The sequence below is a fragment of the Cellulosimicrobium sp. JZ28 genome (genome assembly GCF_015327065.1).
Classification (GTDB): domain Bacteria; phylum Actinomycetota; class Actinomycetes; order Actinomycetales; family Cellulomonadaceae; genus Cellulosimicrobium; species Cellulosimicrobium funkei.
On the sequence record NZ_CP017660.1, the window covers coordinates 4,163,844 to 4,181,696 of the forward strand.

Consider the following 17,853-nt stretch of genomic DNA (forward strand, 5'->3'; position numbering starts at 1 on the left):
CGGCGACCTGCGCGTTCTCAGGCGTGCACGACGTTCGCGAGGATGCCGTGCTGCGTGAGGCGCGTGCCGATCGCCTGGTCGACCTCGCCGAACGCCTTGTTCGAGCGCGCGACGCCGACGGCGCCGGCCATCGCGCCGTGCCCGGTCGGGCGGTCGATGCGCGCGACGAGCTGGTCGCCGTGGACCATGAAGTCGACCGTGAAGACGAGGTGCTGGGCCTTGCCGGCGAACGCGCCGAGCCAGAACGTCTTCTGCTTGCTGCCGCGCTCGGCGGCCCACTGGCCCGTGGGGCGCGTGGTCACCGTGAAGCCCTGCTCCTGGAGCGCGGCGTGCAGGTGCTGCTTGGCGACCTCCGGGTCACCGGAGAGGAAGTAGTCGACCGTGGCCATGAGGGCTCCTCGTGCGTCGTGGTGGTGGGTGCGGCGGTCGCGCCGGGTCGTGGCAGGGCGCGCGGCCCCGGGGATGCTACCGCCGGGCCGGACCGACGGCCCGACCTGTCTTGAGAATCGTTCTCACGAACCGGTAGGCTGGGCGCTCGCCCACCGGAAGGACCCCTCATGGCCGTGCCCAAGCGCAAGCTCTCCCGCTCGAACACCCGCGCCCGTCGCTCGCAGTGGAAGGCGCAGGTGCCCGAGCTCGTGACCGTCGTCGTCGACGGCCGCGAGGTCACCCTCCCGCGCCGCCTCGTCGCGGGCGTGCGCCGCGGCCACGTGACGCTCCCCGAGTGAGCCGGAGGGGGCCCCGGGCGGCCCGGGCCGCGCGATCGGTGCCCGACGGCGCGTGCCGCCGGGCGTCGTCGGGCCGCCGTGGCAGCATCCTCGCGTGAGCGCACCGACTCCTCCCGAGACGCCCGGGCGCGGCGAGCGCCGCACGCGGTCCCGGCGGGTGCCCGACGTCCTGGCGCGCGGCACCGCACGCACCCCGGCGCACGCGCACGCCCACGCGCACGGCCCGGCCGCGCCCGCGACCCGGCGCGTGCGGGTCACGCTCGCCGCGCTCCTGGTGCCCGCGCTGCTCGTCACGCTCGCCGGGCTCGTCGCGCTGTGGCCCGCCGCGGCGGACGTGCCCGCCCGCATCCCCGTCGCCGCGGAGGGCAGCACGGTCCTGCGCGCGACCGTCACCGGGCCGGTCGACGAGGCGACGAGCGAGGTGCCCGCCCGGCTCGACGCGGGCTCCCGCGCGGGCGGCGAGGACGTGGGCGGCGACGCGATCACCGTCAACGCGCCGCCCGAGTACGTCGCCTACGGGTTCGACGAGGGCGACCGCCTGCGCGTCCTGTACATCGCCGAGGCCGCGGGCGCGGGCGGCACGCCGTACGTCTTCATGGACTTCGAGCGCGGGCTGCCCATCGGCGTCCTCGCGGTCGCGTACGCCGTCGTGGTGCTCGCCGTCGCGCGGTGGCGCGGCCTCGCGGCGCTCGCGGGGCTGGCGGGCGCCTTCGTCGTCATCACGTCGTTCACGCTGCCCGCTCTCCTCACCGGGCAGAACGCGCTGGGTGTCGCGCTCGTGACGTCGTCGCTCGTCATGTTCGTCGTGCTGTACGTCGCGCACGGGTTCACCGCGCGGACGTCGACGGCGCTGCTCGGCACCCTCGTCGGCCTGGTGCTCACGGCCGTGCTGGGCTGGTGGGGATCCGGGGCGGCCAACATCACGGGCCTCACGTCGGAGGAGTCCCTGTGGATCCCGCAGTACGCGCCCGAGCTCTCCATCCGCGGGGTCGTGCTGTGCGGGATCGTGCTCGCAGGCATGGGCGTGCTCAACGACGTGACGATCACGCAGGCGTCCGCGGTGTGGGAGCTGCGCGCCGTCGCGCCGCTCGCGACCCGGCGCGAGCTGTACGCGCGCGCGATGCGCATCGGGCGCGACCACATCGCCTCGACCGTCTACACGATCGCGTTCGCGTACGTCGGCGCCGCGCTGCCGCTCCTCATGGCGGTCTACCTCTCCGACCAGAACCTCGCGACCAGCCTCACCTCGGGCGAGATCGCGGAGGAGGTCGTGCGGACCCTCGTCGGCTCGATCGGGCTCGTCCTCGCGATCCCCATCACCACGGGCATCGCGGCGCTCACCGTGCCCGGCGCCGGCTCGGCGCGGTCGGTCCCCGTGGGTAGGGTCGAGGTCCCCGCGACCTGACGGCGGGGCGCCCGCCCGCGCGGGCACGACGACCGCGACCCGGCGGCACGACGAGAGGACGACGGTGACGGAGACGACGGACGGCCTGAGCGGCCGGGACGGCCGGGACGTGGCGGTGCTCGGGCCGGGCGGGGTCGGCGGGCTGGTCGGCGCGCTGCTCGTCCGGTCCGGCGCCCGGGTGACGTTCCTCGCGGGCGAGGCCACGGCGGCCACCCTCACGGAGCGCGGCCTTCACGTGCGCAGCCGCCAGGTGGGCGACCTCCACGTCCCGGCGCACGCGGCCACGCGCCTCGACGCCCCGGTCGACGTCGTCGTGGTGGCGGTCAAGCAGACCGCGCTCGACGACGCGCTCGACCGCGTGCCGCCGGAGGTGCTCGGCGACGGGGTGGTCGTCCCGATGCTCAACGGCCTCGACCACCTCGACGCGCTGCGCGCGCGGTACGGCACCGCGCGCGTGCTCCCCGCGACGGTCCGCGTCGAGTCCACGCGCGTCGCGCCGGGCGAGATCGAGCACACGAGCGCGTTCGTCGAGGTCGACGTCGCGCCGGGTGGGGTGGACCCGGAGCGGGTCGAGGCGGTGCGCGCGCTCCTGGAGGGTGCGGGCATCCCCACCACCGTGCACGACGACGAGACGGCGCTGATGTGGGCGAAGCTCGGCTTCCTCGCGCCGTTCGCGCTGCTCACGACGGCGCACCGCGCCCCGATCGGAGAAGTGCGGACCACGCACCGGGCCGAGCTCGAGGCGCTCGTCCGCGAGGTCGCCGCCGTCGCGGCGGCGAGCGGCGCGCCGTCGGACCCGGACCGGACCCTGACGTTCTACGACCGCTTCGGGGCCGACGCGAAGTCCTCGATGCTGCGCGACGCCGAGGCGGGCCGCCCGCTCGAGACCGACGCGATCGGGGGCGCGATCGTGCGCGCCGCCGACCGCGCGGGGGTCGACGCGCCTCTGACGCGCGCGCTCGTCGAGCGACTCCGGGGCTGAGCGGGGCCGTCGTGAGGTCTCCCGGCGCGCGGGCTCATCCCGCGGCCGGGCCGGGCGCCGCGACGGCGTGCTCGGCGGCGCGGCTCACGTCCTCCCAGGCCGCCCACGTGTCCTGACGCTGTCGCGAGATCCCCTGGGCGAGGTCGTAGACCATGCTGCCGAGCAGGAGGCGCAGCGGCGGGTCCTCGCTGTCGACGAGCGTGAGCACCGCGTCGGCGGCGAGCCGCGGGTCGCTGTCGACCGAGCCGTCCGCCCACTGCTTCTCGAGCTCCGCGCGCAGGGGCGCGTAGGCGTCGAGCGCGGTCGTCGTCGTCATGCTCGTGTACAGGTCCGTCCAGTACCCGCCCGGCTGCACGACGGTGACCGAGACCCCGAAGGGCGCCGCCTCCAGGGCGAGCGCCTCGCTCATCCCCTCGAGCGCGAACTTGCTCGCGCTGTACAGGCCCGTGCTCGGGAAGCCGGCGAGCGCGGCGATGCTCGACATCTGGAGCACGTGGCCCGAGCCCTGGCGCCGCAGCTGCGGCAGCGCCGCCTGGCTGACCCAGAGCGCCCCGAAGAAGTTCACCTCGAGCTGCGCGCGCGCCTGCGCCTCGGTGAACTCCTCGACCATGCCCATCGACATCGTCCCGGCGTTGTTCACGACGACGTCGAGTCGGCCGAGGTGCTCGACGGCGGTGTCGACCGCGGCCACCACCGCGTCGCGGTCGGTGACGTCGAGGGGGAGCGCGAGCACACGGTCGTGGTGCTCCGGGGCGAAGGCGTCCCGGGACGCGGTGCGCGCCGCGGCCACGACGCGGTCGCCGCGCTCCAGCGCCGCGACGGCGATCGCGTGCCCGATGCCGCGGCTCGCGCCGGTGACGAACCAGCTCCGGGCCGGCGGGGAGGTGTGTCGCATGACGGTTCCCTTCGAGAATGAGACGAGACGGCCCGTCTCGTTGGCTCGACCGTAGAGGGCTGCATGACCGTCGTCAAGACGAAACGGTCCGTCTCGCCGGGGTAGTCTGCCGCCATGGCCGCACCCGATCCCTCGCGCCGCAGCGAGTCCTCCCGCCGCGCCGTCCTCGCCGCCGCGCTCGACCTCCTCCAGGAGATCCCGTACCCGCAGCTGAGCATCGAGGGCATCGCGGCCCGCGCCCGCGTGGGGAAGCAGACGATCTACCGGTGGTGGCCGTCGAAGGCCGCGATCGTCCTCGACGCGTTCCTCACGCTCAGCGAGGGCGAGGACGGGGGAGCGCCGGTCCTGCCCGACACCGGAGACCTCGTCGCCGACCTGCGGCACGTGCTGCACGCGACCGTCGCCGAGCTGGAGGACCCGCGTCTCGCCGCGCCCATGCGCGCGCTCGCCACGGAGGCGGCGCACGACCCGGCGCTCGCGGACCTCTACCGCGAGCGCCTCGACGAGCCGCTCCGCGAGGCCAAGCGGCAGCGGCTCCGCAGCGCGCAGGAGTCCGGGGAGCTGGCCCCCGACGTCGACCTCGACGTCGCCGTCGACCTCGTCTGGGGCCCGGTGCTCAACCGCTGGCTCCAGCGGACGGGCCCGCTCACCGTCGAGTACGTCGACCGCGTCCTCGACACGGCGATGGGCGGGCTGCGCCCGCGCTGACCGGCGCCTCTTCCTCGACCACGGTCGAGCTCTTCACCGGACCGCCACGCGACCCCCTGTGGACGTGTCCCCAGGCGCCTCACAGGTTCGCCAGGATGTCCGTCATGAGAGAGCCGTGGGTCGACGTCGCGCTGGCGCGGCTCCCCGAGACGCGTTCCTGCCCCGCGTGCGCCGCGCCGTTGCGGTCGTCGCGGTGCGACCGGTGCCTGCTCGACCTCGTCGGGCCGCTCGCGTTCGAGGTGGCGGCGGCGTCGACCGACGCGGCCGACGCGCTGCGGCGGCGCCAGACCGCCCTCGACACGCTCCGGGCCGCCCAGCCCGAGGCGGCCGCGTGGGCCGCCCGTGCCGCCGTCGCGGCCCCGCCCGGCACGCTCCCCGGCGCCCTGCGCGGTGGCCGGCCCGGCGCGGCAGCGGGCGGCGGCTGGGGGGCCCCGGCGGGCCCGCCGCCGATGCGCCCGCTCGACACGGCCGGGCGCGGCGCGGCGGGGCCTCGCTCGTCGACCCTGTCGCCCGTGGCCGTACCGGGTGGACCGGTGCGTCCCGGAGCGGCCGGCCCGGTCGCGCCGGTGCCTGTGCCCGGGCCTGCCGGACCGCGCGCCGGTGGCGTCGGTCCGGGTGCGGCCCCCGCGCGGTCCGTCGGCCTCCAGCCCGTCCTCGCCGGGGCGGGGGCCGGGCTGCTCGCCGTGGCCGCCGTCGTCTTCGTGTTCTTCACGTTCGCCGACGACCTGGCCCTGCGCGCCCTCGTCACCGGGGTGGTCACCGCGCTCACGGTCGGCGCCGCGGTGCTCCTGCGGTCGCGCGGCCTGCGGTCGTCCGCGGAGGCCGTCGCGGCGCTGACCGTGGTGCTCGCCCTGGTCGACGTCGAGCTCGCGCTCAGCGCGTGGGCGCTCGACCCGGTGGGTGCCTCAGCGGCGCGCGCGACGCTGCTCGCCGTCGTGCTCGTCGGCCTCGGTGTCGTGGGCGAGCGGGCGCGCGTCCGGGCCTGGGTGACGGGCGCCGTCGTGCTCGGTCCTCTCGTGCCGCTGGTCGCGGCGCCCGCGGCCCAGGCGTCGTGGGGCTGGGCCGTCGCGCTCCTCGTGACGGCGTGCCTGACGGCGGTCGCCGGCCCCGTCGCCGCGGCGGCCGGCGCGCGCGTGGGCGGCACCCTCGGCGCGGAGCGCGGGTTCCTGGGCGTCGTGCGCACGGTCGCGGTGCTCCTCGCGGTCCTCGTCGGGTTCACCGTCGCCGCGCCGCCGGGGCTGCCCGGGGGAGCGGGTGCGGCGCTCGTCGCGCTCGGGGTGGCGCTCGTCGCGACGCTGCTCCGGGTCACGACGGGCGAGCGGCGCTGGTACGCGGTCGGCGGCGCCGCGGCGGTGCTCGCCGGCGCGCTGCTCGGCACGGGCGACGGCGTCGGCTTCGTGGGTCTCGCGCCCGCGCTCGGCGCGCTCGCGTGGGTCGTCGTGCTGGTGCTCACCGGCCGCCGCGTGTCGGCGGGGGTGCTCCGGGTGCCGGTCCCGCCGATCGGGCGCTCCGACGCGCTGCTCGGGGGCGCCGTCGTCGTGCTCGTCATGGCGGGCCCCGCCCTCGCGCTCGCGGGCCTGCGGGCCGCCGAGGTGCTCGTGACCCCGACCGCGGGCACGAGCGCCGTGCTCGACGCCGCGCCGCTCGGCGTGGGCGTCCTGTCCGCCGGGCTGGCGGGCGAGGGCACGGCGCCCGGGACCGTCGGCGCGGCGCTGCTCGACGGCACGCTCGTCGGTCTCCTCTCCGTGCTCGTCGTCCTGCTCGTCGCGGCCCGGCTCCCGCTGCGCACGCCGCGGACCGCGCCGCCCCTCCTCGGTGGGGCGTCGCGGCTCGGGGCGGCACCCATCGTCGTGACCGGGCGCACGCTCGCCCCGTGGGCGGCGCTCGCGCTCGTCCTCACCCTCGTGCTCGACCCGCGGCTCGCGGGCGTCTCGTCGCTCGTCCTGCTCGCGCTGCTCGTCGCGGCGCTGCTCGTCGTGACGGCGCGGCCGGCCCCGGCCGCCGCGCCCGCCGGGACCGACCGCTCGGCGGCTGCCGCCGCCGGCGCCCCGTCGCCCGGGGTCGTCGTGCGCGCCGTCCGGCGCGGGCTCGGACCCGCCCTGCGCCCCGTCGCGCGCCTCGTGCCCGGCCCGCGCACCGCCGTCCGCCACGGTCTGCTGCCCGTCGGCCGGTCCGAGCGGCGGGCCGCGCACGCCGCCGCCGTCGCGGGCACCGTCCTCGCGCTCGTCCTCCTCGTCGCCGGGTCCTGGGTCGCGCGCCCGACGGCGACCGCCGGGGCCGTCGTCGTCGGCCTGCTCCTCCTCGCGGCGCGCGCCGCCGCGCCGCGGTCCCTGCACGCGCCCCTCGTCGGGGTCGCGTACGGGTACGCGCTGCTCGTGCTCGGGGTGACGCTCGCGTGGAGCGGCGCCGGGACGGTCGTCGTGCTGTGCGGGGTCTCCGGCGTCGCCTCGCTCGCGGCGCTCGCGGTGACGCTCGCCCCGCGCGTCGACCGGCACTCGTGGTGGGCGGTCCTCGGCGTGACGGCCGTGCCGTTCGGGCTCGGCGTGCTCACCGTCGTCGACGAGCGCAGCACCTGGTCCGTCGCGGCGTGCCTCGCGATGCTCGCGCTCGAGGTCGTCCTGGTCGGCTCCCGGCGCCCCGGCTCGGTGACGGCGCTGCGCGTCCTCGCCGCGGCCCTCGTGCTCCCGACGGCGACCGTCGCCGTGGTGAGCGCGGGCGCGCTCGTGCTCCCGGGCAGCGGCTCGCCCGTCGTCCTGCCCGTCGTCGCCGTCCTCGTCGCGGCGGCCCTCGCGGGGGCCCGGCCGCTCGCGGCACGGCTCGACCTCGGGGCGGGCCGCGTCGCCGTCGAGGGGAGCGCGGCCGTGACGGGGGCCATCGCGGTCGGGCTCGCGTACGGGCGCCCCGCCGCGGGCCCGACGATCGCCGTCGCCGTGCTGCTCCTGCTCGCCGTCGGCGCAGGGCTCGCCGCGCGCGACCGCGACCGGCGGGGGAGTGGTGGCTCGCCGCCGTCCTCGGCACCGCGGCGCTGTGGACGGCGCTCGCGGCCGCCGAGGTCGGGCTCGTCGAGGCGTACACCGCGCCGCCCGCGGTCGCCGCCGTCGTCGTCGGCGCGCTCCTCGCCCGTCGTGCGCGGCGCGGGTGGGAGCTCGCGGGCGCGGGTCTCGTGCTGCTCGTCGTGCCGTCGGTGCTCGTCCTGGGCGCGGCCCCGGGCGCGGGCGACGTCCGCGCGTCGCTGCTCGTCGTCGCCGGTGCGGCGGCGGTGGCCGGTGCGGTGCTGCTCCGGCAGGGGACGACGGCGGGCGGCGTCGCCCCGGCCGCGACGACCCGCAGCGCGTGGCGGCGTGCCGGTGCGCTCCGGCTCGCCGGAGCCGCGGTGCTCGCCGCGGTCGCCGGGACGGTGGAGTCGCTGCACGTCGCGCACGTGCCCGGCGGTGGCGCGCTGTTCGTCCTCGGGTTCGCGTGGGCGGTCGCGGCGGGCGGCGTGGCGCTCGGCGCGGGGCTCGTCGCGGCGCGCTCGGCCTCGGGGCGGGGTGCCGCGGCGGCGCGGCGCTGGGCCGTCGCGCCCGCCTTCGGGCTCGTGGTGGTCGGCGCCGTCGCGAACGTGCGGCCCGTGTGGGGCGTCATCGCGGCGGTCTGGCTCGTCGAGGTCGCGCTGCTCGTGGTGCTCGTGGTGGGGGTGCGCCGCGCCGTGCGCGGGCGGCTCGACCTCCCGCCCGCGTGGTTCCTGTGGCTGCTCGCCCTCGTCGCCGCGATCGGTGCGTGGTCGCCGCGCGAGCTGCGCGTCGAGGTCTTCTCCCTCCCGCTCGGCGCCGGGCTCCTCGTCGCGGGCTACCTCGCGCTCGCGGCGGGCACCGCGGGCACGACGAGCACGGCGGGAACCGCGGGCACGGCGGGCACGGCCCCGGGCGGACCGAGCGGTCTCCCGGCCGCGCCCGCGCGCACGCCCCGGCCCCTCGGCGGCTGGCCCGTCGGCGTCGTCGGGTCGTGGCGTGCCCTCGCGCCCGGGCTCCTCGCGCTCGTCGGGCCGTCGGTGCTCGCGACGTACACCGACGCGCGCACGTGGCGCGCGATGCTCGTCGTCGCGCTCGCGCTCGCGGCGGTCCTCGTCGGGACGCGCAAGCACCTCGCGGCGCCGTTCCTGCTGGGCGTCGCCGTGCTGCCGGTCGAGATCCTCGTCGTGTTCGTCTCGCAGCTCGGCACGCGCATCTCCGCCGGGCCGTGGATGCTCACGCTCGCCGCGGCGGGTGGCCTGCTGCTCATCATCGCGACGTACTACGAGCGGCGGATCGCCGCGTACGACGGCGCCGCCGCGTACGTCCGGGACCTGCGCTGACCGAAATCCCTACCGGGTGGCCCGTTTCTCCCCCGGGTGGCCCATAATGTTCGGGATCCGCCGCACGACGGCGGGCTCATCGGCAACGTAGGCGGGGGCGAGGCCGCGACGGCACACGGAGGTGTCCGGTCGTCGGGCCACGCCCCGGGGGCGCAGTCCCTGGAGAACGGCATCGTGATCAGGATCGGCATCGTGGAGGACGACCCCGCGAGCAGCGCGCTGCTCGTGGAGTACCTGCGACGCTACGAGCAGGAGCACGGCGAGCAGTTCGCCGTCGCGCTCTTCGCCGACGGCGAGCAGGTGGTCACCGGGTACCGGCCGGACTTCGACATCCTGCTGCTCGACGTCGAGATGCCGAACCTCGACGGCTTCAGCGCCGCCCGCCGCATCCGCCAGGTCGACGCGGACGTCGTCCTGATCTTCATCACCAACATGACCCAGCACGCGATCAAGGGGTACGAGGTCGACGCGCTGAGCTACATGCTCAAGCCGCTGCGGTACTTCGCGTTCTCCCAGGAGCTCAAGCGGTCCGTGGCCCGGCTCCGACGGCGGTCGGCCGACTACCTGCTGCTCGCGGTCGACGGCGGCCTGGCCCGCGTCGCGACGGACGACATCGTCTTCCTCGAGAGCGCGAAGCACCGCACCACCGTGCACACGGTGGACGGGAGGCACTCCGTCGTCGGGCCGCTCAAGGCGCTCGAGGCCCAGCTGGAGGGCCGGGACTTCTTCCGGAGCAACAGCGGCTACCTCGTGAACCTGCGGCACGTGCTCGCGGTCCAGGGCAGCAGCGTGCTCCTGGTCGGCGGGCACGACCTGCTCATCAGCCGGGCGCGGAAGAAGGCGTTCCTCGCGGCCCTCACCGACTACCTGGGGGCGCGACGGGCATGAGCGCCGCGACCGACCTCATGGCGACCCTGCCCGACATCCCGCGCGCGTTGACCGGCTTCGCGGAGTGGCTCGCGTGCCTGGTCTACGTGCTCCTGCGCCGACCCCGCCTGCCGCGGGCCCGGCTCGTGGCGCTCGCCGTCGCCGCCCTCGCCGCGCAGGTCGGGGTGCAGGCGCTCGCCGACCTGCTCCCGCGTCAGCTGTGGACCGTCGGGATGGCCGCCGCGGTCGCGTGCATGTACGGGTTCATCGTCGCGGCGGCGCGCGTCTCGGCGCGCGACGCGGGGTACTTCGCGGCGCGCGCGCTCGTGCTCGCCGAGCTCGTGGCGGCGCTGCACTGGCAGGTCCACTGCTTCTTCTTCCTGCCCGACGGCCGACCCGGCACGGCCTGGCAGGTCGCGTTCTTCGTCCTCGTGTACGCGGTGGGGTACGGGGTCGCGTACGTCGTCGAGTCCCGCCACTTCCGCCCCGACCAGGAGCTCGACGTCACGGTCGGCGAGCTCGCGTCGGCGGTCGCGATCGCGCTCGTCACGTTCTTCATGAGCAACATCAGCTTCCTCAACGCGAACACGCCGTTCAGCGGACGCCTCGGGCTCGAGATCTTCTACATCCGCACGCTCGTCGACCTGTGCGGGTTCGTCGCCCTCTACGCCCAGCAGGGCCAACGGCTCCAGCACCAGGCGCGGTCCGAGGTGCGCGCCATCGACGAGATGCTGCGGCGGCAGCACGAGCAGTACCTGCAGTCGAAGCGGAACATGCAGATCGTCCACCGCAAGTACCACGATCTCAAGCACCAGATCGGGGTGATCCGCGCCGAGGCGGACCCGGGCCGGCGCGCGTCCTACCTCGACCACCTGGAGGCCAGCATCTCCGGCCACGCCCGGCAGGCCGACACCGGCAACGGCGTGCTCGACGTGATCCTCACGACCAAGAGCCAGGAGTGCGCGGAGCGGGACATCGACCTCACGTGGGTGGTCGACGGCGCCCTGCTCGACTTCATGTCCGCGATGGACGTCGCCGCGGTGTTCGGCAACGCCCTGGACAACGCGATCGACGGCGTCATGGCCGTCCCCGACCCGGAGCGGCGGATCATCAAGGTCGCGGTCTACGCGCGCGACCGCTTCGTGCTGCTCACGGTCGAGAACTACTTCTCCGGCGAGCTCCGCACCGAGGGCGGGGACATCGTCACCCGGCGCGCCGACCGCACCCGGCACGGGTACGGGCTCAAGTCCATCCGGTACACCGCGGAGAAGTACGGCGGGTCGATGACGGTGAACACCGAGGACCGCTGGTTCCTCCTGCGCGTCCTGCTGCCCATGCCGGAGGACCGCCCGCCCACGGGCTCGCCCCGGCAGGCGGCGTCGGCCACGCACCCGGCGTAGACCCGCGCCCCGCGGCCACGGACCCCGGCCGGGGTCACGGGCCGTCGCACGGCCACGGCCGCCGCCCCGGAGGCCGCCGGACGGCCCGTCCGGGCGGGACCTGGGACCCGCCCACCGTGACCCCGCCGTGACCTCGACGACCGTTCGTGGACGCAAAGCGACGGTTCGTGCACCCGGCCGCCCTCGCCGCCGCCCGCGTCCATAGCGTGACGGCGCGGCTCAGGGACCACGACGTCCCGGGCCTCGACGGGTTCGCAGAGCTCGCTGCGCCACGCACGCGCCTCCGGGTGGGTCGCCGGGGTCGGTGCGGAGCGGGTGGGCGCGGAGACGACAAGGGAAGGTCGATGAAGACAACGACAACGGCGGGACACCGCGACAACCGGGCGGGCCGCGTCAAGGGAGCGGCGGCGCTCGCGAGCCTCGCGCTCGTGGCTGCGGCGGGATGCACGGCGGGCACCACGGACGACGAGAGCGCGGCGGACGCGTTCACGACCCGGGAGGTCACGGACGGGACCACGTCCTTCGTGGTCGTCGACAACCCGGGCGACGGGCCCACGCTCTCCTACGGCAAGGACAGCGCGGTCGAGCTCCTCACCGAGGAGGTCGACGGCCAGGAGCTCGCGTTCAAGGACATGAACGCGAACGGGACGCTCGACACGTGGGAGGACTGGCGCGAGCCGGCCGAGGAGCGCGCGGCGGCCCTCGCCGAGGAGCTCACGATCGAGCAGATCGCGGGGCTCATGCTCTTCAGCTCGCACGAGCGGTCGCAGGCCGACGGCCTCACGGACGCCCAGAAGGAGTACCTGACGGACTCCCACCTGCGCAACGTCCTGCACGCGGGCCCGAGCGACGTCGAGGCGACCGTCACGTGGGCCAACGAGATGCAGGCCTACGCCGAGTCGCTCGCGACCGCGGACGAGCCCTACGTCCCGGTGAACTTCGCCTCCGACCCGCGCTCGACCGCGGGCTCCGGCGGCTACAACGCCGAGGGCGCCGACATCTCGCGGTGGCCGTCGAACCTCGGCCTCGCGGCGACGTTCGACGTCGAGCACATGGACAACTTCGCCGAGATGTCCTCCGCGGAGTACCGCGCGCTGGGCATCACGACGGCCCTCAGCCCGCAGATCGACCTCGCGACCGAGCCGCGGTGGCTGCGCGTCGGCGGCACGTTCGGCGAGGACGTCGAGCAGAGCACGGAGCTGGCCGCCGCCTACGTGGACGGCTACCAGAGCACGAGCGGCCAGGACGGCTGGGGCCCCGAGTCCGTCAACGCGATGATCAAGCACTGGGCGGGCGACGGCCCCGGCGAGGGCGGCCGCGAGGCCCACACCGACGCCGGCAAGTACGGCGTCTACCCGGGCGGCAACTTCGACGCGCACACCGAGGCGTTCCTCGGGTCGCTCGACTCCGCGGCCGTCATGTCGGCGTACTCGATCGCGCTCGACGGCGCGGGCGAGCCGCTGTTCGGCGAGCGCGTCGGCACGGCGTACGACGACACGCGCATGAACCTGCTCCGCGAGGAGAACGGCTACCAGGGCGTCGTCGTCACCGACTGGGGCGTCACGACCGGGATGAACGACGAGGGCGCGGTCATCGCGACCGGCTGGGGCGCCGAGGACCTCACCAAGGAGCAGCGCCACTACGAGATCCTCAAGACCGGCCACGACATGTTCGGCGGGAACAACGACGTCGAGCCGGTCCTCGCGGCCCACGAGATGTGGCAGGCCGACTTCGAGGCCGGCACGAACGACGTCGACGCCGACACGCGGTTCCGCGAGTCGGGCGCGCGCATCCTCACGATGTTCTTCAACCCGGGCCTGTACGAGAACGCGTACCTGGACCTCGACGAGTCCACGTCGATCCTCGCGAGCGACGACAAGGTCGACGCGGGCTACGCGGCACAGCTCGACTCCGTGGTCCTGCTGAAGAACGACGGCGAGACCGTCACCGCCGCGGACGCCGAGGCGTGGAAGGACAAGACCGTCTACATCCCGCGCAGCTACAACACCGGCTTCGCGAGCTCGTTCGGTCCGGGCGAGTACACCGAGGGCGCCGGGATCGACCTCGAGGTCGCCGAGCAGTACTTCGGCACCGTGCTCACCGACGAGGCCGTCACGGACGCCGACGACAAGGTCACGAGCTACACCGCTCCCGACCTGTCGGACGTCGACCTCGTGCTCGTCGGCATGGACAGCCCGGACAACGGCGGCACGTTCTCGAACATCGGGCACGACCTCGAGAACGACACCTGGTACCCGCTGTCGCTGCAGTACCGCCCGTACACCGCGGACGGCCCGAACGTGCGCCAGACCTCGATCTCCGGCGACCTGCTCCCGGACGGCACGCGCCAGAACCGCTCGTACTTCGGGAGCACGTCGAAGATCGCGAACGAGTCGGACCTCGACGCGTTCGAGCGCGCCGTGGCGGCCGTCGAGGCGACCGGCAAGGACATCCCGGTCGTCACCGTCCTCAAGGCGACCAACCCGGTCGTCCCGGCCGAGTTCGAGCCCGCGTCCGACGCGATCGTCGTCGGCTTCGGCACGAGCGACCAGGCGCTCCTCGAGGTCGTGCTCGGCCTCCACGAGCCCCAGGGCCGCCTGCCCGTCCAGCTCCCGAAGGACATGGACACGGTCGAGGCGCAGCAGGAGGACGTCGCGAAGGACATGACGCCCTACACCGACGCCGCGGGCAACGCCTACGACTACGGCTTCGGGCTGAGCTACGGCGGGCCGATCACGGACTGACGGACCGCACGGGCGGGCGGTCGCACGAGCGGCCGCCCGCCCGGGGCGGACGGCGCCCGTCCGGCGCCGTCCGACCCCGACCAGGCCGCGGGGTGGGCCCGCGGCACGAACGAACCAAGGAGCAGGAAGTGAAGCGGAACAAGGCGCTGACCACGGGGATCGGGCTGCTCGTCGCCGTCACGGGGGCCTTCGGGCTGACGGCGTGCGGGAGCGGCGACGACTCCGCCGCCGGGCCGTCGTCGTCAGAGAGCCAGGCGACCGACGTCGACGTGGCGACCGACCTCGAGAACGCGCGCACGGCGGTCGCCGACGCGCTCGCGGAGGACGACAGCTGGGCGCAGATCATGCTCGCCAGCGACGTCAAGGAGCCGACGGTCAAGTACGGCCTCCTCGTGGTGCCGTTCGTCCCCTCCGACGCCGCCTCGCGCGTCCAGGGCACGGTCGACATCAAGGACGGGAAGTACACGATCGAGGCCGACTCCGCCGAGACCGGCGAGACGTGGCAGATCGACCAGGACGGCACCATCACCCCGGCCGGGGAGTAGCCGCACCGCTCCCCGCCGTCCGCCTCCCCGCCCGCCTCGCCGGGCGGACGGCGAGGCGGACGGCGGGGGCACCGGACGGCACGGGTCGAGCACGGACGACCGTCCGTGCCGCAGAAACGACCGATCGTGCAGCCGCGGCGGGCGGCGCCGTACCCCGCTCCTAGCCTGAGGAACGGGCCGCACTCGAGGAGGAATGCAGTGAACGCCAGGGCGAAGAACGCCGACGGTGCCAGGACACCGATGTCGAACAAGAAGTTCCTGTGGATCTGGGTCCCCGTGCTCGCGACGGTGACCGTGCTCGTCGTCGTCGCGAACGTCGCGCTCAACGTCGCGGGCGGCTGGGTCGCGTCCCAGCTCGGGTCCGGCACCTACACGTTCACCAACTCCGAGGAGTCCTCGGGCTGGGACACCGCGTACTACACGGCCGAGCACGACAGCCAGGAGTCCGTCGACGAGGCCGCGAAGGCCCTCGTCGAGGAGATCGCGGCCGGCGGCATCGTCCTCGCGAAGAACGAGGCCGGCGCGCTGCCCCTCACGCCCGACGCCCGCGTGACCATGCTGGGCCGCGCGTCCGCGGACCCGGTGTTCGGCGGCTCGGGCTCCGGCTCGGTCGACACGAACTCTGCCGTGACCGTCCGCGGGGGCCTCGAGAACGCGGGCCTCACGGTCAACGACGAGGTCTACGCCTCGATCGAGGCGTTCGCGGCGGAGAACCCGCGCGGCCACATCGAGATGGACAACCCCGACGCGTCGAGCTACACCGTCGGCGAGCTGCCCGTCAGCGACTACGAGGCCCGGTCCGGGACGTTCGCCGAGTTCGGCGACGCCGCGATCGTCACGATCGGCCGCCCCGGCGGCGAGGGCGGCGACCTCACGCGCGACATGACCGGCTGGGACGACCACGCCGAGCCCGGTCAGCACCAGCTCGAGCTGAACAAGGACGAGAAGGACCTGATCGCGCTCGCGAAGTCGAGCTTCGAGACGGTCGTCGTGGTCGTCAACGCGTCCACGACCCTGGAGCTCGGCGAGCTGCAGGCCGACCCGGAGGTCGACGCGATCCTCCTCGCGGGCTCGCCCGGCGCCACCGGCTTCAACGCCCTGGGGTCGGTCCTCACGGGCGAGGTCAACCCGTCCGGCCGCACGGTCGACGTGTGGGCCGCCGACTTCACGGCCGACCCGACGTTCGCCAACTTCGGGAGCTTCTTCTACTCGAACGTCGAGGCGTCCTACCCCGTCTCGGCGGTCGAGAAGGCGACGTCCAACGCGACCGTCACGAGCAACGCGCCGTTCGTGAACTACAGCGAGGGCATCTACGTCGGGTACCGCTACTACGAGACCGCTGCGGCCGAGGGCTTCATCGACTACGACGACGCGGTGGTCTACCCGTTCGGCTACGGCCTGAGCTACACCGACTTCGCGTGGGCGGTCACGGGCACCGAGGCGGGCGACGTCGACGGGACCGTCGCGGTCACGGTCGAGGTGACGAACACGGGCACCGTCGCCGGCCGTGACGTCGTCGAGCTCTACTACTCCGCGCCGTACACGCCCGGCGGGATCGAGAAGTCCGAGGTCGTCCTCGGCGACTTCGCCAAGACCGGGACGATCGCGCCGGGCGCGAGCGAGACGGTGACCCTCGAGCTCGCCGTCGAGGACATGGCGTCCTACGACCACCTGGGCGCGAAGGCGTACGTCCTGGAGGCGGGCGACTACACGCTCAGCCTGCGCACCGACTCCCACACCGTCGCGGCGGGCACCGAGCCGATCACCTACCCGGTCGCGTCCGACGTCGTGTACACGGGCGAGGAGCACCGCGCGTCGGACCTCGCCGAGGTGACCAACCGGTTCGACGACGTCTCCGCGCGCTTCAGCGCCGACGGCGCGGACGGCACGGTCGTCCCGATGTCCCGCGCCGACTTCGCGGGCACGTTCCCGCAGGCCCCGACGGCCGAGCAGTCGGTCGCGGACGAGGCCACCCAGGAGGGCTTCGCCGCCTGGGACCACGAGGCCGAGGCCGCCGCGTTCGACGGCGAGATGCCGGCGACGGGCGAGCGCTCCGACCTGACGCTCGTCGACCTGCGCGGCCTGCCGAAGGACGACCCGCGGTGGGAGGAGCTGCTCGACTCCCTGACGGTCGGCGACATGACGGACATGCTCCTCAACGGCGCGTACCAGACGGCCGCGATCGCCTCGATCGCCAAGCCGCAGACGGTCGAGCCGGACGGCCCGGCGGGCTTCTCGTCCTTCATCAACTCGTCGATCAACGGCGTCGCCTACCCGTCCGAGGTGCTCATCGCGCAGACGTGGGACGTCGACCTCGGCACCGCGATGGGCACGATGATCGGCGAGGAGGCCCTGCAGAAGGGGCTCAACGGCTGGTACGCGCCCGCGGTGAACCTGCACCGCTCGCCGTTCGGCGGCCGCAACTTCGAGTACTACTCGGAGGACCCGCTCCTCTCGGGCCGCATGGCCGCCGCCGTGTCGAACGGCGCGGCGAGCAAGGGCGTCTACACGATGCTCAAGCACTTCGCGCTCAACGAGCAGGAGACGAACCGCGTCGACAACGGCCCGGCGACCTGGGCGACCGAGCAGACGATCCGCGAGATCTACCTCAAGCCGTTCGAGCTCGCGATCAAGGACGTCTCCCTGGACGTCCGCTACATCGCGGACGACGAGGGCACGATCGAGGAGACGACGGTCGGGGCGCTCGGCATCATGAGCTCCTTCAACCGCATCGGCGCGACGTGGACGGGCGGCTCGAAGCCGCTCATGACGGACGTGCTGCGCGGGGAGTGGGGCTTCGAGGGCTTCGCGATCACGGACTTCAACCTGTACCCGTACATGAACCCCAACGAGGGTCTCGACGGGGGCACGGACCTGACGCTCACCTTCCAGCCGTCGAAGTCGTTCGGCGACACGACGTCCGCGAAGGCCGTCACCGACATCCGGAACGCGACCCACAACATCCTGTTCACGGTGGCCAACTCGAACGCCATGAACGGGCTCGCCCCCGGCGCGACGGTCACGTACACGCCGCCCACCTGGGTCTACGTCCAGATCGGCGTGTCGGTCCTCCTCGGGCTGCTCGTCCTGGTCGGCGCCTTCCTCGTGGTCCGGCGCGTCCGCCGGCACCGGTCGGCGGCCGAGGAGGTCGCCGCACCCGCCTCCGAGCCGGCGGTCCCCGCCGCCCGGTAGCCGGTGACCACAGGGTCTCCCGGGCGGGCGACCGCCCGGGAGACCTGGCACCCG

13 protein-coding genes are annotated in these 17,853 nt (G+C 74.7%); 10 read left to right on the forward strand and 3 right to left on the reverse strand.

All coding sequences use genetic code 11. The features are described from left to right. Positions 1–17: 17 nt before the first annotated feature. Positions 18–389, reverse strand: coding sequence for a hypothetical protein (locus BJP59_RS18690; RefSeq protein WP_021482679.1), 372 nt, complete (start codon positions 387–389; stop codon positions 18–20). 168 nt (positions 390–557) lie between these two features. On the opposite strand from BJP59_RS18690, the gene rpmF reads away from it, so the two are divergent. The 3 genes from rpmF (at position 558) to BJP59_RS18705 (ending at position 3,115) form a co-directional block, all read left to right on the forward strand. Further along, positions 558–728, forward strand: coding sequence for a 50S ribosomal protein L32 (rpmF, locus tag BJP59_RS18695; protein ID WP_009864893.1), 171 nt, complete (start codon positions 558–560; stop codon positions 726–728). Between the two features lie 94 nt (positions 729–822). Next, positions 823–2,133: a YibE/F family protein gene (locus tag BJP59_RS18700; protein ID WP_228485181.1), complete on the forward strand. Its 1,311-nt coding sequence runs from the start codon at positions 823–825 to the stop codon at positions 2,131–2,133. Between the two features lie 64 nt (positions 2,134–2,197). Beyond that, the gene (locus BJP59_RS18705) at positions 2,198–3,115 is read left to right on the forward strand and encodes a ketopantoate reductase family protein (RefSeq protein ID WP_211435813.1); all 918 of its coding nucleotides are present in this window, start codon (positions 2,198–2,200) and stop codon (positions 3,113–3,115) included. A gap of 34 nt (positions 3,116–3,149) precedes the next feature. Here BJP59_RS18705 and BJP59_RS18710 read toward each other — a convergent pair whose 3' ends face one another. Further along, positions 3,150–4,010 (reverse strand): SDR family NAD(P)-dependent oxidoreductase, encoded by an 861-nt coding sequence (locus BJP59_RS18710; RefSeq protein WP_194521725.1) that lies wholly within the window; start codon positions 4,008–4,010, stop codon positions 3,150–3,152. A gap of 114 nt (positions 4,011–4,124) precedes the next feature. Here BJP59_RS18710 and BJP59_RS18715 point away from each other — a divergent pair, with 114 nt between their 5' ends. Further along, entirely contained in the window at positions 4,125–4,718 is a 594-nt protein-coding gene (locus BJP59_RS18715) for a TetR/AcrR family transcriptional regulator (protein WP_194521726.1), read from the forward strand. Between the two features lie 905 nt (positions 4,719–5,623). On the opposite strand, the gene BJP59_RS18720 is transcribed toward BJP59_RS18715, so the two are convergent. Beyond that, entirely contained in the window at positions 5,624–7,054 is a 1,431-nt protein-coding gene (locus BJP59_RS18720; RefSeq protein WP_194521727.1) for a hypothetical protein, read from the reverse strand. Positions 7,055–7,305: 251 nt separating this feature from the next. Between BJP59_RS18720 and BJP59_RS18725 the strand changes: the two genes are divergently transcribed. The 6 genes from BJP59_RS18725 to BJP59_RS18750 all read left to right on the forward strand — a co-directional run bounded on the left by BJP59_RS18725 (position 7,306) and on the right by BJP59_RS18750 (position 17,799). Then, positions 7,306–9,051: an SCO7613 C-terminal domain-containing membrane protein gene (locus tag BJP59_RS18725; protein ID WP_442861519.1), complete on the forward strand. Its 1,746-nt coding sequence runs from the start codon at positions 7,306–7,308 to the stop codon at positions 9,049–9,051. A 174-nt stretch (positions 9,052–9,225) separates the two neighbouring features. Then, positions 9,226–9,939: a LytR/AlgR family response regulator transcription factor gene (locus tag BJP59_RS18730; protein WP_031317155.1), complete on the forward strand. Its 714-nt coding sequence runs from the start codon at positions 9,226–9,228 to the stop codon at positions 9,937–9,939. Then, positions 9,936–11,318, forward strand: a complete 1,383-nt coding sequence (locus BJP59_RS18735; protein ID WP_194521729.1) for an ATP-binding protein — start codon at positions 9,936–9,938, stop codon at positions 11,316–11,318. The genes BJP59_RS18730 and BJP59_RS18735 overlap by 4 nt, the downstream gene beginning before the upstream one ends. 344 nt (positions 11,319–11,662) lie before the next feature. Continuing rightward, the gene (locus BJP59_RS18740) at positions 11,663–14,062 is read left to right on the forward strand and encodes a glycoside hydrolase family 3 N-terminal domain-containing protein (protein WP_194521730.1); all 2,400 of its coding nucleotides are present in this window, start codon (positions 11,663–11,665) and stop codon (positions 14,060–14,062) included. A gap of 128 nt (positions 14,063–14,190) precedes the next feature. Then, positions 14,191–14,607, forward strand: a complete 417-nt coding sequence (locus BJP59_RS18745) for a hypothetical protein (RefSeq protein ID WP_021482261.1) — start codon at positions 14,191–14,193, stop codon at positions 14,605–14,607. Positions 14,608–14,805: 198 nt separating this feature from the next. Then, positions 14,806–17,799 (forward strand): glycoside hydrolase family 3 C-terminal domain-containing protein, encoded by a 2,994-nt coding sequence (locus BJP59_RS18750; protein WP_228485182.1) that lies wholly within the window; start codon positions 14,806–14,808, stop codon positions 17,797–17,799. Positions 17,800–17,853 lie beyond the last annotated feature (54 nt).